Source organism: Shewanella sp. MMG014, from assembly GCF_018100775.1.
Classification (GTDB): Bacteria; Pseudomonadota; Gammaproteobacteria; order Enterobacterales; family Shewanellaceae; genus Shewanella; species Shewanella japonica.
The window spans coordinates 17,379-34,819 of sequence record NZ_JAGJDZ010000010.1 but is presented as its reverse complement, the minus strand read 5'-3'; the positions used below and the strand labels follow the sequence as shown (position 1 = coordinate 34,819).

At 42.6% G+C, this 17,441-nt stretch carries 13 protein-coding genes; 9 read left to right on the top strand and 4 right to left on the bottom strand.

Annotated features, from left to right (window positions below):
• Positions 1-118: 118 nt before the first annotated feature.
• Positions 119-1,144, bottom strand: a complete 1,026-nt coding sequence (locus J8L86_RS21335; RefSeq protein ID WP_211030979.1) for a M48 family metallopeptidase — start codon at positions 1,142-1,144, stop codon at positions 119-121.
• 28 nt (positions 1,145-1,172) lie between these two features.
• Positions 1,173-2,420: a YjgN family protein gene (locus J8L86_RS15665; protein WP_080917011.1), complete on the bottom strand. Its 1,248-nt coding sequence runs from the start codon at positions 2,418-2,420 to the stop codon at positions 1,173-1,175.
• A gap of 368 nt (positions 2,421-2,788) precedes the next feature.
• On the opposite strand from J8L86_RS15665, the gene J8L86_RS15660 reads away from it, so the two are divergent.
• Entirely contained in the window at positions 2,789-3,799 is a 1,011-nt protein-coding gene (locus J8L86_RS15660) for a substrate-binding domain-containing protein (protein WP_065108852.1), read from the top strand.
• Between the two features lie 37 nt (positions 3,800-3,836).
• Here J8L86_RS15660 and ilvY read toward each other — a convergent pair whose 3' ends face one another.
• Entirely contained in the window at positions 3,837-4,709 is an 873-nt protein-coding gene (gene ilvY / locus J8L86_RS15655; protein WP_055026151.1) for an HTH-type transcriptional activator IlvY, read from the bottom strand.
• A gap of 201 nt (positions 4,710-4,910) precedes the next feature.
• On the opposite strand from ilvY, the gene ilvC reads away from it, so the two are divergent.
• From ilvC to J8L86_RS15620, 7 genes are all read left to right on the top strand, one after another.
• Complete coding sequence (gene ilvC / locus J8L86_RS15650; protein ID WP_211030978.1) at positions 4,911-6,392, top strand: ketol-acid reductoisomerase; 1,482 nt, start codon at positions 4,911-4,913, stop codon at positions 6,390-6,392.
• 593 nt (positions 6,393-6,985) lie between these two features.
• A complete protein-coding gene (ilvG, locus tag J8L86_RS15645) occupies positions 6,986-8,674 on the top strand; it encodes an acetolactate synthase 2 catalytic subunit (RefSeq protein WP_065108851.1) in 1,689 nt (562 codons plus the stop codon).
• The gene (ilvM, locus tag J8L86_RS15640) at positions 8,671-8,937 is read left to right on the top strand and encodes an acetolactate synthase 2 small subunit (protein WP_080917007.1); all 267 of its coding nucleotides are present in this window, start codon (positions 8,671-8,673) and stop codon (positions 8,935-8,937) included. Before ilvG ends, ilvM begins: the two co-directional genes overlap by 4 nt.
• 35 nt (positions 8,938-8,972) lie before the next feature.
• Positions 8,973-9,908: a branched-chain amino acid transaminase gene (locus tag J8L86_RS15635; protein ID WP_211030977.1), complete on the top strand. Its 936-nt coding sequence runs from the start codon at positions 8,973-8,975 to the stop codon at positions 9,906-9,908.
• 124 nt (positions 9,909-10,032) lie between these two features.
• A complete protein-coding gene (gene ilvD / locus J8L86_RS15630; protein ID WP_211030976.1) occupies positions 10,033-11,892 on the top strand; it encodes a dihydroxy-acid dehydratase in 1,860 nt (619 codons plus the stop codon).
• A gap of 42 nt (positions 11,893-11,934) precedes the next feature.
• On the top strand, positions 11,935-13,470 hold the full coding sequence (gene ilvA / locus J8L86_RS15625) for a threonine ammonia-lyase, biosynthetic (RefSeq protein WP_247663458.1): 1,536 nt from the start codon (positions 11,935-11,937) through the stop codon (positions 13,468-13,470).
• A gap of 232 nt (positions 13,471-13,702) precedes the next feature.
• Positions 13,703-14,857, top strand: coding sequence for an alanine--glyoxylate aminotransferase family protein (locus J8L86_RS15620; protein WP_211030974.1), 1,155 nt, complete (start codon positions 13,703-13,705; stop codon positions 14,855-14,857).
• 81 nt (positions 14,858-14,938) lie between these two features.
• Here J8L86_RS15620 and J8L86_RS15615 read toward each other — a convergent pair whose 3' ends face one another.
• A complete protein-coding gene (locus J8L86_RS15615; RefSeq protein WP_055026143.1) occupies positions 14,939-15,193 on the bottom strand; it encodes an accessory factor UbiK family protein in 255 nt (84 codons plus the stop codon).
• Positions 15,194-15,422: 229 nt separating this feature from the next.
• Between J8L86_RS15615 and rep the strand changes: the two genes are divergently transcribed.
• Complete coding sequence (gene rep, locus J8L86_RS15610) at positions 15,423-17,435, top strand: DNA helicase Rep (RefSeq protein WP_055026165.1); 2,013 nt, start codon at positions 15,423-15,425, stop codon at positions 17,433-17,435.
• Positions 17,436-17,441 lie beyond the last annotated feature (6 nt).

Genomic DNA, 17,441 nt, shown 5'->3' with positions numbered 1-17,441 from the left:
GTTTACAGATATTTAATGACATTTAATGAGGTTATTAAGCCCATTAAGTGTAGCAGGTAAATAAATCGCTGTAGTCAAACCCCACCTATAACAAAAATAAGTGGGTTAGGATGAGTATTTATTGAATAGAATCAGAGCGTAAGGTTTTGATGCGTTCATCAATGTCGGGGTGAGTACTGGCCCAGTCTGGTATGTCGAGATTATGCTCAGCTTGCAATAACTGGTATAGCTCGACGATAGAGTCGGTATTTTTGTACCAAGTTTGAAGTTGCAATGCTGCAAACTGGTCGGCTTCTCGTTCATGATTTCGAGAATAGGTTAAGCTGGTCCCTAATACCGTGACACTGACAAGCATATCCGAGATCCCGCTGGCATCACCGACAATTAGCGCAGCGCCAACAGAGAGGATTGATGACTGTATTAACGTTGTGAGTACATGCCTGTGATGAACATGACCCAGCTCATGCAAAATAACCGCTTCAAGTTGTTGGTCGTTTTTCGCGAGGTTAATCATGTCATCCGTTAATATAATTTGACCGTCTGCGAGTGCAAAAGCATTAGCACCATCTTTGCTGTTATAGATTAACAAAGAAGGTTGGATTGAAAATACTATTTGCTCTTGATGCAGTTTATCTAATGTCTGCTGAAATAACTGCTGCAGTTCAACTTGTCTTTGTGGCTTGATTTGGCTTTCGGTGAATCCCATGGACTCCACTAAGCTGAACGTTTGCTCACCGACTTCTTCCACTACGGCATCCGGTAATAAGTGGGCGATGGTTTTAGAAGCTGCAGGTATGCCATGCACAACAATAAAATACAGTGCAGCGAGTGAAACCAAGGTTGCAATAATAATCAGTCCAAGGTTTTTTTCTAGCTGGGCTATCCAGCTTTTTTTAGCGTGAATGTTGAGCCATTGATTAAGCTGTTGAGGATCTGTTGAAACAAAAACATGTCCGCTGGAAAACGTGATATGACGAGCCATATTACCTATAGGATCTGTAACAGTGGTTTGGTCTAGTTGAAATTGCCCTCGGTGAACGTCAGAGGACAATGTCAGCATTCCATTTTTACCCAGCACTAATGTTGCTGGGTATTTTGTGGCTTGTTTAGGGGCAAGAATATGCCCATTAACTTGTTCTATCACAGCTTTATTCCAGCAAACCTTGGCATTGCTAAACTATGCCAATATTAATATCAAAGGCATCTGCCACTTCATCTGCTACAGCGGTGCTACTTTGCTCATTATGGTCATGAGCTGTGAAAGCATCTAAGTTTCCTTCAACTGCAGTGACTTCTGCCATGTACTTAGCAAAACGGACATCAGCCCAAGCTTTACCCATGCCAAAGGTGAACATAACAAGCAGTAGATTAGTGACAACTAAGAATAAGAAACTTGAGGTTTTCATTGTCGATGTCATTTGTAAGTCATCATTAATAGATGTTTGGCTAAAGACATAATTGCGAACACAGACTTGAACATAGGCTGCGATGAGCATTGATAGAATAAACATGAAGAAGTATCCGAAGAACACCATGCCTATCAACGAAGCATTATTTTTAAATGCTTCTTCAGAGGCGCCACTTTGAATTAGCTCAACAATCGACCCCATCATGCCAAAAGCAAATGCAAAAACTGAAAAAAGTAAGCCTGCACCGAAGAATAACCCAATGGCGGTGACGGCAATTTTGGCATACTGATTGATTTCAAGTTTGGCATTAAATGCCTTATCACCATAGCGATAACCATTGATTAAGTATTGTGCCATTCCAGCGCTAACCCAAGCGTAAGAATAAATAGCAGCAACAAAGAAAAATACCACGCCTGCGGTAATTGCAATGCCGATAGCAATGGGGTTATCTGTCATTAACCTTGTCACAACACCAATACCAAATCCACCGGCGACAACAATAATATATGCCGCAATGGGTTTTAGCAGTAGATTGATATATGCACCGCCATAAGAGCCAGCAAAATCAAACCTAACATTGCGAAAACGTGTCATACGAGCATCAAAACGGGCATTTCTAACGGCTAGAAATGGTACTGCTAACATGAATATGATGGCTAATGCGACAGCGACAGGAGGCATAGTGCTACTGAGCACTGACCATGTAATCAATAGGAATACGGCAATAATTCGGCCAATTAAGATTTGCATTGGCTTGGCAAGGTATTCGAATCTGTCGCCGCCTAATTCAGTATTTCCGTAAAAGTAATTATTGGTTCTCACTTTGGCCCAGGCTGAGTAAATGCCGAATGTCACCATGGTGAGTAAAACGTTGACTATCCAAATACCAAAAAATTCACCGCCAATACCGTGAAATTTAAATGGAGTACTGGTTGTTGATGTGTCTGAAGATATTGTTGATGTCGAAGCTGTAGAGGCGGTACTGCCTTGTGATGAGTCTATGGTACTCATTTAGATTTCCTTCCGTTGGAATTGAGCTGGTTATTAAAACGTTAAAAGTGATATAAATCAATATTTTTAATCATATTTTTGTCGCTTTATTTTGTGAATTACACTGAGTCACAATAAGCGGTTTTGGCGGGTTGGTTGTTATCAGTAGCATATTGCATGGTAAGTAAGCTTTCTCACAGAACTTAATCACGCAAGGTGTGCTATTTACAGACATAATTAAGTTAAATGACATTCAAGCTTTAGTTTGCGGAGGCGAATCATTACTCAAACAGACTATGTTATATACAGTTAGGCTGTGTTGTATGCCGTTAGACTATGCTTTATTCAGATAACTGCGATAGGTATTAGTTGAAAAAGGACATGTCACTATGCGAGCTTTGCTCATTTTTATGTTATTCATGCTTTCAAATTCAGTGCTGGCGAGTACTAATGTCGTGTTTTTAAATCCCGGTGCAGCCGATGATTCATTTTGGCACCATATCGATAATGTCATGCAAGTTACAGCGCAAGATCAAGATTTTAATTTAACGGTTTTACATTCAAATCGTGATCGTAATCTGATGTTAAATCAGGCGGTTGAAATTTCTAATCATGCATCTTTACCGGACTATCTTGTCATGGTTAACGATAAAGATGTTGCTAAAAAAGTGCTTGATACTTTTTACCAAAAACCCGTCCACATTATTTTTATGATTAATGATATTGAGCAGCCACTTAGGTTGCAGTTAATGAACGATCCCCACTGGAAAAAGTACTTATTACCTGCAGTTATTGAAGATAATTATCATATTGGTCGTGAGTCTGCTGCAGCATTAACTCAATTATTTACGACTACGCCCGCACATGTGGTGGCTGTAGCGGGAGATGATGTAAGGGAAACATCGCTACTACGCACACAAGGAATGGAGGGGTATTTTAACCTGCATTTGAATACCGTATTGGAGCTGGTCGTTTATGCAGATTGGCAAGCCAATAAAGCCTACGAACAAACGCATATATTGCTGAATCGTTTTCCTGGGGTAGACGGCTTATGGATTGGCAATGATGAAATGGCAGTTGGGGTCGTTAAAGCCTTAAAAGAAACCCACCGAAAACCGGGTGAAGATATTAAAGTATTGGCGATTAACCCTTCGGTCTTGTCATATGAGTTACTTAAAAATGGTGACGTCAATGCGATAGGAGGAGGCTCATTTTTATTAGCAGGTGTGGTGGGGCTGAATATTGCTCGTCATCAGCAAAAACAAACGTTTGACCTATGCCTTGAACATAATTTTTATCGTCACTTAACACTTGAATGCCCTTTATTTCGTATGATTGTTAACAATCAATGGCACCAAATCCTTGAGCAAGAAGTCAAAGCGGTATGCAGTGTCAATTAGCGCAGCGTCTTCAACTCTAAATCAATAACCTAAGTGATTAAATGACCTCTAAAAAGGCATGTAAAATGGGTTCGTGGGTGCGTTTTTGTTTACAACAACAGCCAAGCTGAAATGGGGCAATATTTTGCTGTGTATCTAATTTAACCAGTCGTTCTCTTACTGGACTATTTTCAACAACAGCTTCTGGGCTGATACTGACACCACACCCTAACGCCACCATAGAAGTTATCGCTTCTTGACCTGATACTTGAGCATAAATATTAGGTTTGAATCCCATTGCTTTAAACCAGTTGTCAGCTCGACGTCGCCCAGGGCCATGATCCGGCACAATGAAGGGTAATTTTGCCCAATCAATGGGAACGGTATTAACCATTTGCTGTACTTGGCAATTAATTGTCGGAGCGTAAACATGCAAAGGCACTTGATCAATTTCTGCAAAGTGGAGACTACTCGGCAATGAATCAGGTAAGGCGATGATGGCAATATCAGCGCGGTTATGCTGAATTTCATCTACAGCATTAGCTGCATCACCTGTATTAAGGGTGATTTCTACCATAGGATGTTCACGTCTAAATCGATCTAACAAGGCTGGAAGGTGGCTGTATGCTGCTGTAACTGAACAATATAAATTGATCCGTCCGTGCAGTAGAGGTTGGTCCGGGTCAATTCGACCTTTCAGGTTGAGCCATTCGGATAAGGTTTGTTCTGCAAAACGCCTAAATTCAGTTCCCGCATGGGTCATACTGACACTGCGGTTATCTCGTTCAAATAATTTGCAGCCCACCTCTTCTTCTAATCGCTGCATCGCTCGACTGAGCGTAGATGGACTCACATGGGTTTGTTCTGCAGTTTTACCAAAATGCAGACTATCACATAGGTGTAAGTACAGTTTTAACGCACGAATATCCATGAATCAACCTTAAATAAATGAGTAAAAAAACAGTATGAAATGGCTCATTTTTAGTGTTGCATAAAATGCAATATAGCATCCCGAATATATCATTTTAAGCAATGAGCAGCTTACGCTATAGTGATCCCAATCACAACTTTTGTGCCGTGAGATTGCCAAAATGTTGTGTCTCAAATTTCTGAATTAAAGGTGGTATCTCAGATGGCTAACTATTTTAACTCTCTGAATTTACGTCAACAATTAGCTCAATTAGCTCAATGCCGCTTTATGGACCGTAATGAGTTTAATGACGGTTGTAATTTTATTAAAGATTGGAACATTGTGATTTTAGGTTGTGGGGCACAGGGCCTGAACCAAGGTCTCAATATGCGTGACTCTGGACTGAATATTTCATTTGCACTTCGCCCACAAGCGATTGCTGAAAAGCGTGCTTCTTGGAAACAAGCGACTGATAACGGCTTTAAAGTCGGTACATTTGAAGAACTTATTCCTGATGCTGATTTGGTATTAAATCTAACTCCAGATAAACAGCATTCAAATGTTGTTAACGCAGTTATGCCATTAATGAAGCAAGGTTCAACCTTGTCATATTCTCATGGTTTTAACATCGTTGAAGAAGGTATGCAGGTTCGCTCAGATATCACCGTTGTGATGGTAGCGCCTAAATGTCCTGGTACTGAAGTTCGTGAAGAATACAAACGTGGTTTTGGTGTGCCGACATTGATTGCTGTTCACCCTGAGAATGATCCTAAAGGTGATGGTCTTGCCATTGCGAAAGCATATGCAAGTGCAACAGGTGGCGACAGAGCTGGTGTGTTGTTATCTTCATTTGTTGCCGAAGTTAAGTCTGACTTAATGGGCGAGCAAACCATCCTTTGTGGCATGTTGCAGACTGGTGCAATCCTTGGTTACGAGAAAATGGTTGCTGATGGTGTTGAGCCAGGTTACGCGGGTAAGTTAATCCAACAAGGTTGGGAAACAGTAACCGAAGCGCTGAAACATGGCGGCATCACGAACATGATGGATCGTTTATCGAATCCTGCCAAAGTGAAAGCGTTTGAAGTTGCTGAAGAACTAAAAGTGATTCTTAAGCCGTTATTTGAAAAGCACATGGATGACATTATCAGTGGTGAGTTTTCTCGCACCATGATGGAAGACTGGGCTAATGACGATGCAAATTTACTGCGTTGGAGATCTGAAACCAACGAAACAGCATTTGAAAATGCACCGGCATCTGATGAGTATATCGACGAGCAAACTTACTTTGATAAAGGCATTTTCTTAGTTGCTATGATCAAAGCAGGTGTTGAATTAGCGTTCGATACTATGGTTGCTGCGGGCATTATCGAAGAGTCGGCTTACTATGAGTCACTGCATGAAACGCCTCTTATTGCCAACACCATTGCACGTAAACGTTTATATGAAATGAACGTGGTTATTTCTGATACTGCTGAATACGGTTGTTACCTATTTAACCATGCTGCAGTGCGATTATTACGTGACTATGTAGCTGGCATGTCTTCAGAATTGTTAGGAGCTGGTCTAAAAGAAGGCTCAAACAGTGTTGATAACAAGCGTTTGATTGAAGTAAATGAAGCGATTCGTCATACCGATGTTGAGTTCATTGGTGCAGAGTTACGCGGTTACATGACTGACATGAAAGGTATTGTTGAAGCTAGCTAATATTTGTTGATTGTGTTGTGAAATACCTGTTCAGCTAAGCTATCGAGCAGGCATCTATCTACCATTTGCTGAATGCGTAGAAGAAACAATCTATAGAAAATTAGGATGATAAAGACGGATTATGTCCTAATCATCATAGCTTTAGATTTTGTTGTTGTTTGCATTGTCTCGGCAGGGAAGCTGAATTTTTTTTACAACACATGATTTTTTGTTGTGTTTATAAATCACTTTATGGTACTCCTATAGATGATAAATTATAAACAAGTCCGGCACGGAGCCTGACTCAACAAAAATAAACAATTATTTTTTAGGAATCAGTTAACCATGTTTAACCAAGCTGCCCAGCTCATTATTGTGATTATTACCGTCGTGATTATTAAGTCACCGCGGGGGTGGCGTTTGGCAAAGAGACAGAGTTAATCGTCAGAATTTGCAAAACCCCCGCTCCGAAAGGACCGGGGGTTTTTTGTTTTCTAGGGTTTATTTTGTTTCACATAAGCAAGGTTAAATGAGAGCCAATAAGTGGCAATAACGATTTATCAGACGCACTGACCTTAGCTCAGTAAATGCAGATGAAATACGAGACTATCAATATGGAATCAGGACAGACAATGCGCGGCGCCGATGCCGTTATCAAAGTATTAGCGGCACATGGTGTGACGACGATTTTTGGTTACCCTGGTGGGGCAATCATGCCGATTTATGATGCGCTATATGGTCATCCTGTTGAGCACTTACTGAGTCGTCATGAACAAGGCGCGGCCTTTGCGGCTGTAGGCTATGCCAGAGCCAGTGGCAAAACAGGCGTGTGCTTTGCAACATCAGGGCCTGGTGCGACGAACTTGATAACGTCATTGTCGGACGCCTTACTCGATTCCGTCCCTGTGGTTGCGATAACGGGGCAAGTCTCTACCGCTGTAATTGGAACCGATGCTTTTCAAGAAATAGATGTACTCGGGATGTCGCTGTCATGCACCAAACACAGCTTTATGGTGACAGACATTAATGAATTAATTCCTACACTTTATAAAGCGTTTGAAATCGCTGCATCTGGTCGTCCAGGCCCTGTATTGGTTGATATCCCAAAAGATATTCAAATCGCTGAGCTTGAATATAAAACACCTCTACTTTCAGTGGTTGAAGAGCCTGCTCCAGTATTAACCGATATCGAGGCAGCACGAGCACTATTACAACAAGCGAGTAAACCTATCCTTTATGTTGGTGGTGGTGTTGGTATGGCTGGCGCAGTTGATCATTTGCGTCAATTTATCAATGAAACAGGCATACCTTCGGTTGCAACCTTAAAGGGCTTGGGGGCGATTGAGCACGGCACCAAAGGCTATTTGGGTATGTTAGGTATGCACGGCGGCAAAGCCGCTAACCTCGCAGTGCAAAACTGTGATTTATTGATAGTGGTCGGTGCGCGCTTTGATGACCGTGTTACCGGACGTTTAGCTACGTTTGCAGGTAACGCTAAGGTGCTGCATCTAGATATTGATATCGCTGAAATCAATAAATTACGCCAAGCGGATGTGGCTATTTCAGCTGATTTTCGTCAAGTATTACCCGCATTGTCTAACTCACTTGAACTTAAATCACATGAGTTAGCACAGTGGCAACAAGAGGTGGAAGAGCTTTATCGTGAGCATCAATGGGATTATCAACATCCTGGCGATTTAATCTATGCGCCAGCAATGTTACGCCGCTTAGCGAATAAATTACCTGAAGACAGTGTTGTGAGTTGTGATGTCGGTCAGCATCAAATGTGGGTAGCTCAGCATATGTGGTTCCGCCGTCCAGAAGATCACTTGTCTAGTGCTGGTCTTGGCACAATGGGATTTGGCTTGCCAGCAGCAATTGGTGCACAAGTTGCCCGCCCAGATGCAACAGTCGTGACGGTATCGGGTGATGGCTCATTCATGATGAATGTGCAAGAGCTGACAACCATTAAGCGCCGCAAGTTACCAGTGAAAATTTTGCTTATCGATAACCAAAAGTTAGGCATGGTGAAGCAATGGCAGCAATTGTTTTTTGAGCAGCGATATAGTGAAACCGATTTATCTGACAATCCTGATTTTGTGTTAATGGCATCGGCATTTGATATTCCGGGCCGCACCATACATCGTGCAGAAGAAGTAGAAGCTGCACTCGATGAAATGCTTGCTGCACCTGGACCTTTTATGCTGCATGTAGCCATTGATGATGCATTTAATGTCTGGCCTTTAGTGCCGCCAGGAGCGTGCAATAGTGACATGATGGACCAAATGGAGAAGCAAACATGATGCATTCAATAGAGCTGTTGCTATCGCCGCAACCTGAAGTGTTAGAACGAGTATTACGAGTAACTCGTCATCGTGGTTTTACAATCAGTGAACTGAACATGACAGTCACAGAATCGGGTGAGTTTAAGGTTAACTTTACCGTTAATAGTGACAGAGTCATTGAATTATTAACGCATCAATTAGGTAAATTATTTGATGTGATTAATTGCCAAGTGGTTATGCCATCTAAGCCTCAAACGGCTTCTACTTGCGCAACTGCTTAATGCATTTCATCAATATTCGATAGAAGGGAAAGAAAATGGCTGCGACTCAATCAGAACTGATATGGTTTAATGGTGAAATCATGCCTTGGCAAAATGCTACGGTACACGTGATGACACACGCAATGCATTACGGCACGTCTGTCTTTGAAGGCATTCGTATTTACGATACGCACCTTGGCCCGGCAGGATTCCGGTTAACCGATCATGTACAGCGTTTATTTGATTCAGCCAAAATTTATCGCATGAATGTGCCATATGATTTTGAGCAAGTCATGCAAGCGTGCAGTGACTCCGTCCTTAAGAATAATCTGCAAAGTGCCTACATTCGCCCGCTTATCTTTATGGGAAATGTCGGAATGGGGATAACACCGCCTAGCGATGCACAATGTGAATTAGTGGTAGCAGCATTTGAGTGGGGAGCGTACCTAGGAGCTGATAGTATGGATGCTGGCGTTGATGTAGCCGTTACTTCATGGCAACGTTTAGCACCAAATACGATTCCGACTGGCGCTAAAGCTGGTGGTAATTACCTATCATCATTACAAATTTCGACAGAAGCTAAACGTAATGGCTTTGATGAAGGTATTGCACTTGATACCAATGGCTTAGTGAGTGAAGGTGCAGGGGCTAATCTTTTTGTTGTTAAAAATAATAAGATTTATACCCCGCCGGCTACCGCTGCTATTTTGAAAGGCATTACCCGAGACACCATCATGGTGTTGGCAAGAGACTTAGGCTACGAGGTTATTGAAGAAGCCATGGCACGAGAGTTTTTATACGTAGCAGATGAAATTTTCATGACAGGAACAGCGGCTGAAATTGTTCCAGTCAGAAGTGTCGATAGAATTGAAGTTGGCTCAGGAAAGCGTGGTGCCGTTACCCAGCAAGTTCAACAGTCTTTCTTTGGTTTATTTAACGGAGAAACTGAAGATAAATGGGGCTGGTTAGAGCCATTAGTCGTATCAGACTAAGCGATTTAAGCATCGTTAAGCAGTCAATATAAGACTGATATACACAACAATAACTCATAATGAATATTTTTAAGGTTTTACTGATGGCTTCATCCCAGTAAAGCGACACAGGAAGGAAAAGACAATGCCTAAACTACGTTCAGCAACCAGTACCGAAGGTCGTAACATGGCTGGCGCACGTGCACTTTGGCGAGCGACGGGTGTAAAAGAAAAAGACTTCGGTAAGCCGATTATTGCGATCTCGAATTCATTTACCCAATTTGTTCCAGGTCATGTGCATTTAAAAGACATGGGGCAATTAGTAGCTGGCGCGATTGAAGAGGCTGGTGGTATTGCTAAAGAATTTAACACCATCGCAGTTGATGATGGTATCGCAATGGGTCACGGTGGCATGCTTTACAGCTTACCGTCTCGTGAACTAATTGCCGACAGTGTTGAATACATGGTGAATGCCCATTGCGCCGATGCCTTAGTGTGTATTTCTAACTGTGACAAAATCACTCCTGGTATGTTGATGGCGGCATTAAGATTGAATATCCCGGTGATATTTGTATCAGGTGGCCCGATGGAAGCGGGTAAAACTAAGCTTTCAGATCAAATCATCAAGCTTGATTTAGTTGATGCTATGGTTGCAGGTGCTGATACCAATGTCAGTGATGAAGACAGTAAGCAAATTGAGCGTAGTGCTTGTCCTACATGTGGTTCATGTTCAGGCATGTTTACTGCTAACTCGATGAATTGTTTAACCGAAGCCCTCGGCTTATCTTTACCAGGTAATGGTTCTCTTTTAGCAACGCATGCGGCACGTCGTAATTTATTTTTAGAAGCAGGTCGCCGTATTATGGATCTTGCGACACGCTATTACCGTGACGATGATGACAGCGTATTACCTCGTAATATTGCGTCTTTTAAATCATTTGAAAACGCTATGGCACTCGATATTGCGATGGGCGGTTCATCTAATACCGTTTTACATTTGATTGCAGCGGCTCAAGAAGGTGAAGTGGACTTTACGATGGCTGACATCGATAGAATGTCACGCCTTGTGCCTCATTTATGTAAGGTTGCGCCTTCTACACCTAAATATCATATGGAAGATGTGCATCGTGCGGGTGGTGTCATGGGCATTCTAGGTGAGCTCGATAGAGCTGGCTTACTGCATACGGATGTGCCGCATGTTGCTGCTGATAATGGCGGCAATTTAAAGTCTGTTCTAGCAAAGTATGATATTGCCCAAACTCAAGATGAAACGATTCGCCGCTTTTATAGTGCAGGTCCAGCAGGCATTCCAACACAAACTGCATTTAGCCAAGACTGTTATTGGGATAGTGTGGATGATGACCGTCAAGAAGGGTGTATTCGTACTCGTGAAAACGCCTTTAGCCAAGAAGGTGGACTCGCTGTGTTGTCAGGCAACGTTGCTGAGAATGGCTGTATTGTTAAAACGGCCGGTGTGGATGAAGAAAACCTGACTTTTGTTGGGACGGCACGTATTTATGAAAGCCAAGATGATGCTGTTGAGGGCATTTTAGGTGGCGAAGTGGTTGCTGGTGATGTGGTTGTTATCCGCTATGAAGGTCCTAAAGGTGGCCCAGGCATGCAAGAAATGCTGTATCCAACCACATACCTTAAATCTCGAGGTTTAGGTAAAGCCTGTGCATTGATTACTGATGGCCGATTCTCTGGTGGGACGTCAGGATTATCTATCGGTCATATTTCTCCTGAAGCAGCTGCGGGTGGCACCATTGCCTTGGTTGAGAATGGCGACCAAATAGAAATTGATATTCCTTCACGCTCGATCAAACTCGCGGTATCTGATGGTGTATTAGCGCAGCGTAAAGCAGCGATGGAAGCCAAAGGGCTACAAGCCTGGAAACCACTAGCTCGCGAGCGTTATGTGTCATTAGCACTCAAAGCTTATGCATTATTGGCAACCAGTGCCGATAAAGGTGCAGTAAGAGATCGCAGCAAGCTAGAAGGCTAGTGTAAACATGAGCGTTAACCTAAAACTGATGGAATGAGGCCTATGTCTTTAGCACAAGAATATTTGCAAAAAACGCTGTTATCATCAGTTTATGATGTGGCCAAAGTAACGCCGTTATCGAGCTTAAATAAACTGTCAGCCAGATTGGGGTGTCAGGTGTACTTAAAGCGTGAAGACATGCAGCCGGTACACTCTTTTAAACTACGTGGCGCGTATAACTGTATGGCGCAACTGACTCCTGAGCAATGTAAGAATGGGGTGGTTTGTGCGTCAGCTGGTAATCATGCGCAAGGTGTGGCGATGTCGGCGGCAAGCCGTGGTATTGATGCCGTGATTGTTATGCCTGGCACCACGCCTGATATTAAAATTGATGCGGTAAAGCGCCTTGGTGGCAATGTGGTGTTGTTTGGTGAAGGGTTTGATCAAGCAAACGAACATGCAAAGCAACTTGCTGAGCGTGAAATGCGCACTTACATTGCCCCATTTGATGATGAACATGTCATTGCAGGTCAAGGCACTGTTGCACAAGAAATGCTACAACAGCAACGTGATATCGATACCGTGTTTGTTCCTGTCGGTGGTGGTGGACTGATTGCTGGCATCGCTGCTTATTATAAAGCTGTGATGCCACAAGTTAAGATTATTGGTGTTGAGCCAGAAGATGCCGCTTGCTTAAAAGCGGCGTTAGATGCAGGCGAGCCAGTGTCTCTATCTCAAGTTGGACTATTTGCAGATGGCGTTGCAGTTAAACGTATCGGTGAAGAGCCATTTAGAATTGCAAAACATTATGTTGATGATGTGGTTACTGTCACCTCTGATGAAATCTGCGCCGCAGTTAAAGATATTTTTGAAGATACCCGTGCAATTTCAGAGCCCGCTGGGGCATTGTCTATTGCAGGATTAAAGAAATACTTGCAACAACATCCTAAAGAGGCTGGTAAAGGTGAGCGCGTCGCCGCAATTTTAAGTGGGGCGAATGTGAATTTTCATAGTCTTCGGTATGTGTCTGAGCGCTGTGAATTAGGCGAGCAAAAAGAGGCGGTATTAGCGGTTAAAGTGCCTGAGAAACCAGGGAGCTTTTTACGTTTTTGCCAAATTTTAAATAAACGTGCAATGACCGAGTTTAATTATCGCTTTAGCAGTCGTGATAGTGCGGTGGTATTTGCTGGCATTCGTATAAGCCAAGGTCAAGCAGAGTTAGATGAGATAATTGCTAACCTTGAAGCTGAAGATTTTCAGGTGCAAGATTTATCGGAAGATGAAACGGCTAAACTGCATGTCCGTTATATGGTCGGGGGCAGACCGCCAGAGCCTTTAGATGAACGTCTATTTAGTTTCGAGTTTCCCGAACATCCTGGCGCGTTACTGAAGTTTTTGACAACTTTGCAAAGCCAATGGAATATCAGTTTATTTCATTATCGTAACCACGGTGCCGCTTTTGGGCGTGTGTTAGCAGGCTTTGAAGTTCCAGAGTCTGATGAAGCAGCGTTTGCTCGTTTTTTAACAGAGCTCGGTTTTGTGTATCAAGAGGAAACCGATAGTCCTGCTTATCAATTGTTTTTAAATTCCGGTCACTAAGTTAAATCGCGAATAAAGGCTCCCTACATAGGGAGCCTTTTAGATAAAAAGGCGATTTCAAGCTAATAAATTTCAATAGGATACAGATTCAATACATAGTCTGTGTTATTGTCATTTCTGCCCAAAGAGGCGAGAAAGCCACAAACGAAATGATATTCGGTGGCGTTAAGTAAAATAAAAAATGTAGGTTTCATTGAGCTATTACAACTGACCTCGAGCCAAGGAGACTTTGATGTTATCTGTACCCACTAATTCTGTATCTGGCATAAACGCCTTTATGCCACCTCGCCGTACCCTTATGGGACCAGGCCCTTCGGATGTGTATCCTGAAGTGTTAGCCGCCCAAGCTAGGCCAACAATAGGCCACTTAGATCCATTGTTTGTTGCAATGATGGATGAGCTGAAATCCTTAATTCAATATGCTTTTCAAACCAATAATGAAATGACTTTAGCTGTTTCTGCCCCTGGGAGTGCGGGAATGGAAACGTGTTTTGTTAATTTAGTCGAGCCGGGTGAAAAAGTCATTGTTTGCCGTAATGGTGTGTTCGGTGAGCGCATGCGCCAAAATGTTGAGCGTGTAGGTGCTACAGCGGTTGTCGTTGATAATGAATGGGGCGAACCTGTATCTGTTTCAGCAGTAGAAGCTGCGTTAAATGCAAATCCTGACGCTAAGTTTTTAGCTTTTGTTCATGCTGAAACCTCAACCGGTGCTTTATCAGATGCCAAAAGCCTATGTGCCTTGGCTCAACAACATGATTGTATTTCCATTGTTGACGCAGTGACATCGCTAGGTGGGGTGGAGCTGCGTGTGGATGAATGGGGCATTGATGCGATTTATTCGGGCAGTCAGAAATGTCTTTCATGTGTTCCAGGTATTTCTCCAGTGTCATTTTCAGCCAAAGCAGTAGAAAAGATTAAAAGTCGCAAGACCCCTGTCCAAAGCTGGTTTTTAGATCAAACCTTAGTGATGGGTTATTGGGGTAATAAAGATACCGGCGCTAAACGCAGTTATCATCATACTGCACCAGTGAATGCCTTATATGCATTACATGAATCACTGCGTTTACTGGCTAATGAAGGCTTGGAAAATGCGTGGAAACGTCATCAGGATATGCATCAAATATTACGTGATGGACTTGAGCAGTTAGGGCTGACTTTCGTCGTGGATGAAGCGTGCCGTTTACCGCAATTAAATGCGGTTTATATTCCTGAAGGGGTGGATGATGCCGCAGTGCGTCAGCAGTTACTCAATACTTATAATTTAGAGATTGGTGCTGGACTCGGTGCATTAGCTGGTAAAGCATGGCGTATCGGTTTGATGGGTTTTGGGGCTCGACGTGAAAACGTAGCCTTATGTCTACGCGCGCTAGATGAAGTGCTTAACTAATCTTAATACAATCAGTTGAGATAAATTAAGGTTAAAAAAATGGCATCCCAAAGGATGCCATTTTTGTTAGATCATTATGTATTAAGCGTCAGCAGACAATTTTTTTTCTAATTCGTCGACTTGTGCTTGCAGTGCTTCGAGCTTTTCACGAGTTTTTAATAACACGTGCTGTTGTACTTCAAATTCTTCTCGAGAAACCACGTCTAACTTCATCAGTTGGCTTTGAAGCACCTGCTTAGAACGCTCTTCAAATTCGCCAGCGAATTGCTTAACGCCGCTAGGAAGGTTTTCACTTAACTGCTTAGCCACTTCTTCAAGTTTTTTTGGATTAATCATCATCAATTCCATATTAAATTAGGTTTCTAGTCTATGGGGTAATTGTACCTCAGCAACCGGCCATGTCCAAAGTTATCGATTAAGCCTGTGGGTGGGTTCACCTTAGTGGAGTGATACGATCGTCATTGGCTTTTTGATCGCAGTAGACGTTTAAATTTATTGATTGTCGATCGTGGCTTTCTGGTATGATCGCACTCCGTTTATTTTGGTTATTGGTAAAGTCGTCAGCATGAAGTTAAATCCTGGGCAAAATGATGCCGTTCACTATGTTTCTGGACCTTGTTTAGTATTAGCGGGTGCAGGCAGTGGTAAAACTCGGGTAATTATTAACAAAATTGCATACTTAGTTGAAAAGTGCGGCTATAAAGCACGCAATATTGCCGCGGTGACTTTTACTAATAAAGCGGCACGAGAGATGAAAGAGCGTGTGGCTCAGTCCATGGGACGCAAAGAAGCCAGAGGATTATGGATCTCAACGTTCCATACACTAGGTCTTGAGATCATTAAGCGTGAACATAAAGTGGTTGGACTAAAGGCCGGTTTTTCATTATTTGATGATCAAGATACCTTTGCGCTATTAAAAGAGTTAACTGAAGATGAACTTGAAGAAGACAAAGATTTAATTAAAGCGCTAGCCGGTGCGATTTCAAATTGGAAAGGCGACTTAGTCGTGCCTGATGTGGCAATTAAACGAGGTGGAGATGAGCAAACACAATTGTTTGCCAAGCTTTATCAACGTTATGCCCAACATATGAAAGCCTATAATGCGCTTGATTTTGATGATTTGATTTTATTGCCAACGCTTTTATTGCGTCATAACGAAGAAGTCAGAACACGCTGGCAAACCCGTATTCAATACTTGCTAGTCGATGAATATCAAGACACAAATACCAGTCAATATGAGCTAGTGAAGCTGTTAGTGGGTGAACGTGCTCGCTTTACCGTGGTAGGGGATGATGATCAATCCATCTATTCATGGCGGGGAGCAAAACCGCAGAACTTAGTCTTACTGGGTAAAGATTTCCCTAAACTTAAACTGATTAAGTTGGAGCAAAATTACCGCTCAAGTCAGCGGATTTTAAGAGCTGCCAACATTCTCATTGCTAACAATCCCCATGTTTACGATAAAACGCTGTTCAGTGAACTTGCTTATGGTGAGCCACTGCGTGTGTTGTTTGCCGCGAATGAAGAGCAAGAAGCTGAGCGAGTCGTTGCTGAAATTGTTCGTCATAAGTTTGTCGGCAAAACTAAATTTGGTGATTACGCCATATTATATCGAGGAAATCACCAGTCTCGTTTACTCGAACGGGCATTGATGACCAACCGTATCCCTTATAAATTGTCTGGTGGCACATCATTTTTCGCTCGAGCTGAAATTAAAGATATCATGGCATATTTGCGTCTGGTCGTTAATCCAGATGATGATAATGCGTTTTTACGTGTAGTGAACTTACCTAAGCGTGGAATCGGCCCAGCTACCTTAGAGCGCTTAGGCAACTATGCGAACCAAAAACATATTTCGATGTTTGAAGCGATTTTTCAAGCTGAGCTGAATCACCATTTAGCGCCAGCGGCGATGTCATCTTTGTATCAATTCGGAAAGTTTATTGTCGATACTGGAGAGATAGCAACACGTGGTGAGCCGGTAGATGCGATCAAGCAGTTAATTCGTAAAATTAATTACGAAGATTACTTGTACGAAACCAGTACCAGCGCCAAAGCTGCAGAAATGCGGATGAAGAATATTTCTGAGCTTTATCGTTGGGTGACGGAAATGCTGGAAGGTGATGAGCTTGATGAACCGATGACGCTACCTGAGGTGGTAACACGTCTTACGTTGCGAGACATGATGGAACGAAACCAAGAAGATGAAGGCGGTGACCAAGTTCAGTTGATGACGTTACACGCCTCAAAGGGATTGGAATATCCCTATGTCTTTATGGTAGGTACTGAAGAACGAATTTTGCCTCATCAATCGAGTATTGATGAAGATAATGTCGATGAAGAACGTCGTCTCGCCTATGTCGGAATTACACGTGCGCAAAAAGAGTTGTGGTTTACTATGTGCCGTGAACGTCGTCAGTTTGGTGAGACTATGCGTTGTGAGCCGAGTCGCTTCTTAATGGAGTTACCTCAAGACGATTTGATTTGGGAAAACCGCAAGCCTAAACAAACTGAACAAGAGAAGGTGCAATCTGCTAAAGCGAATATTGCTAACCTAAGAGATATGTTTAAAAAGTAAACGGTA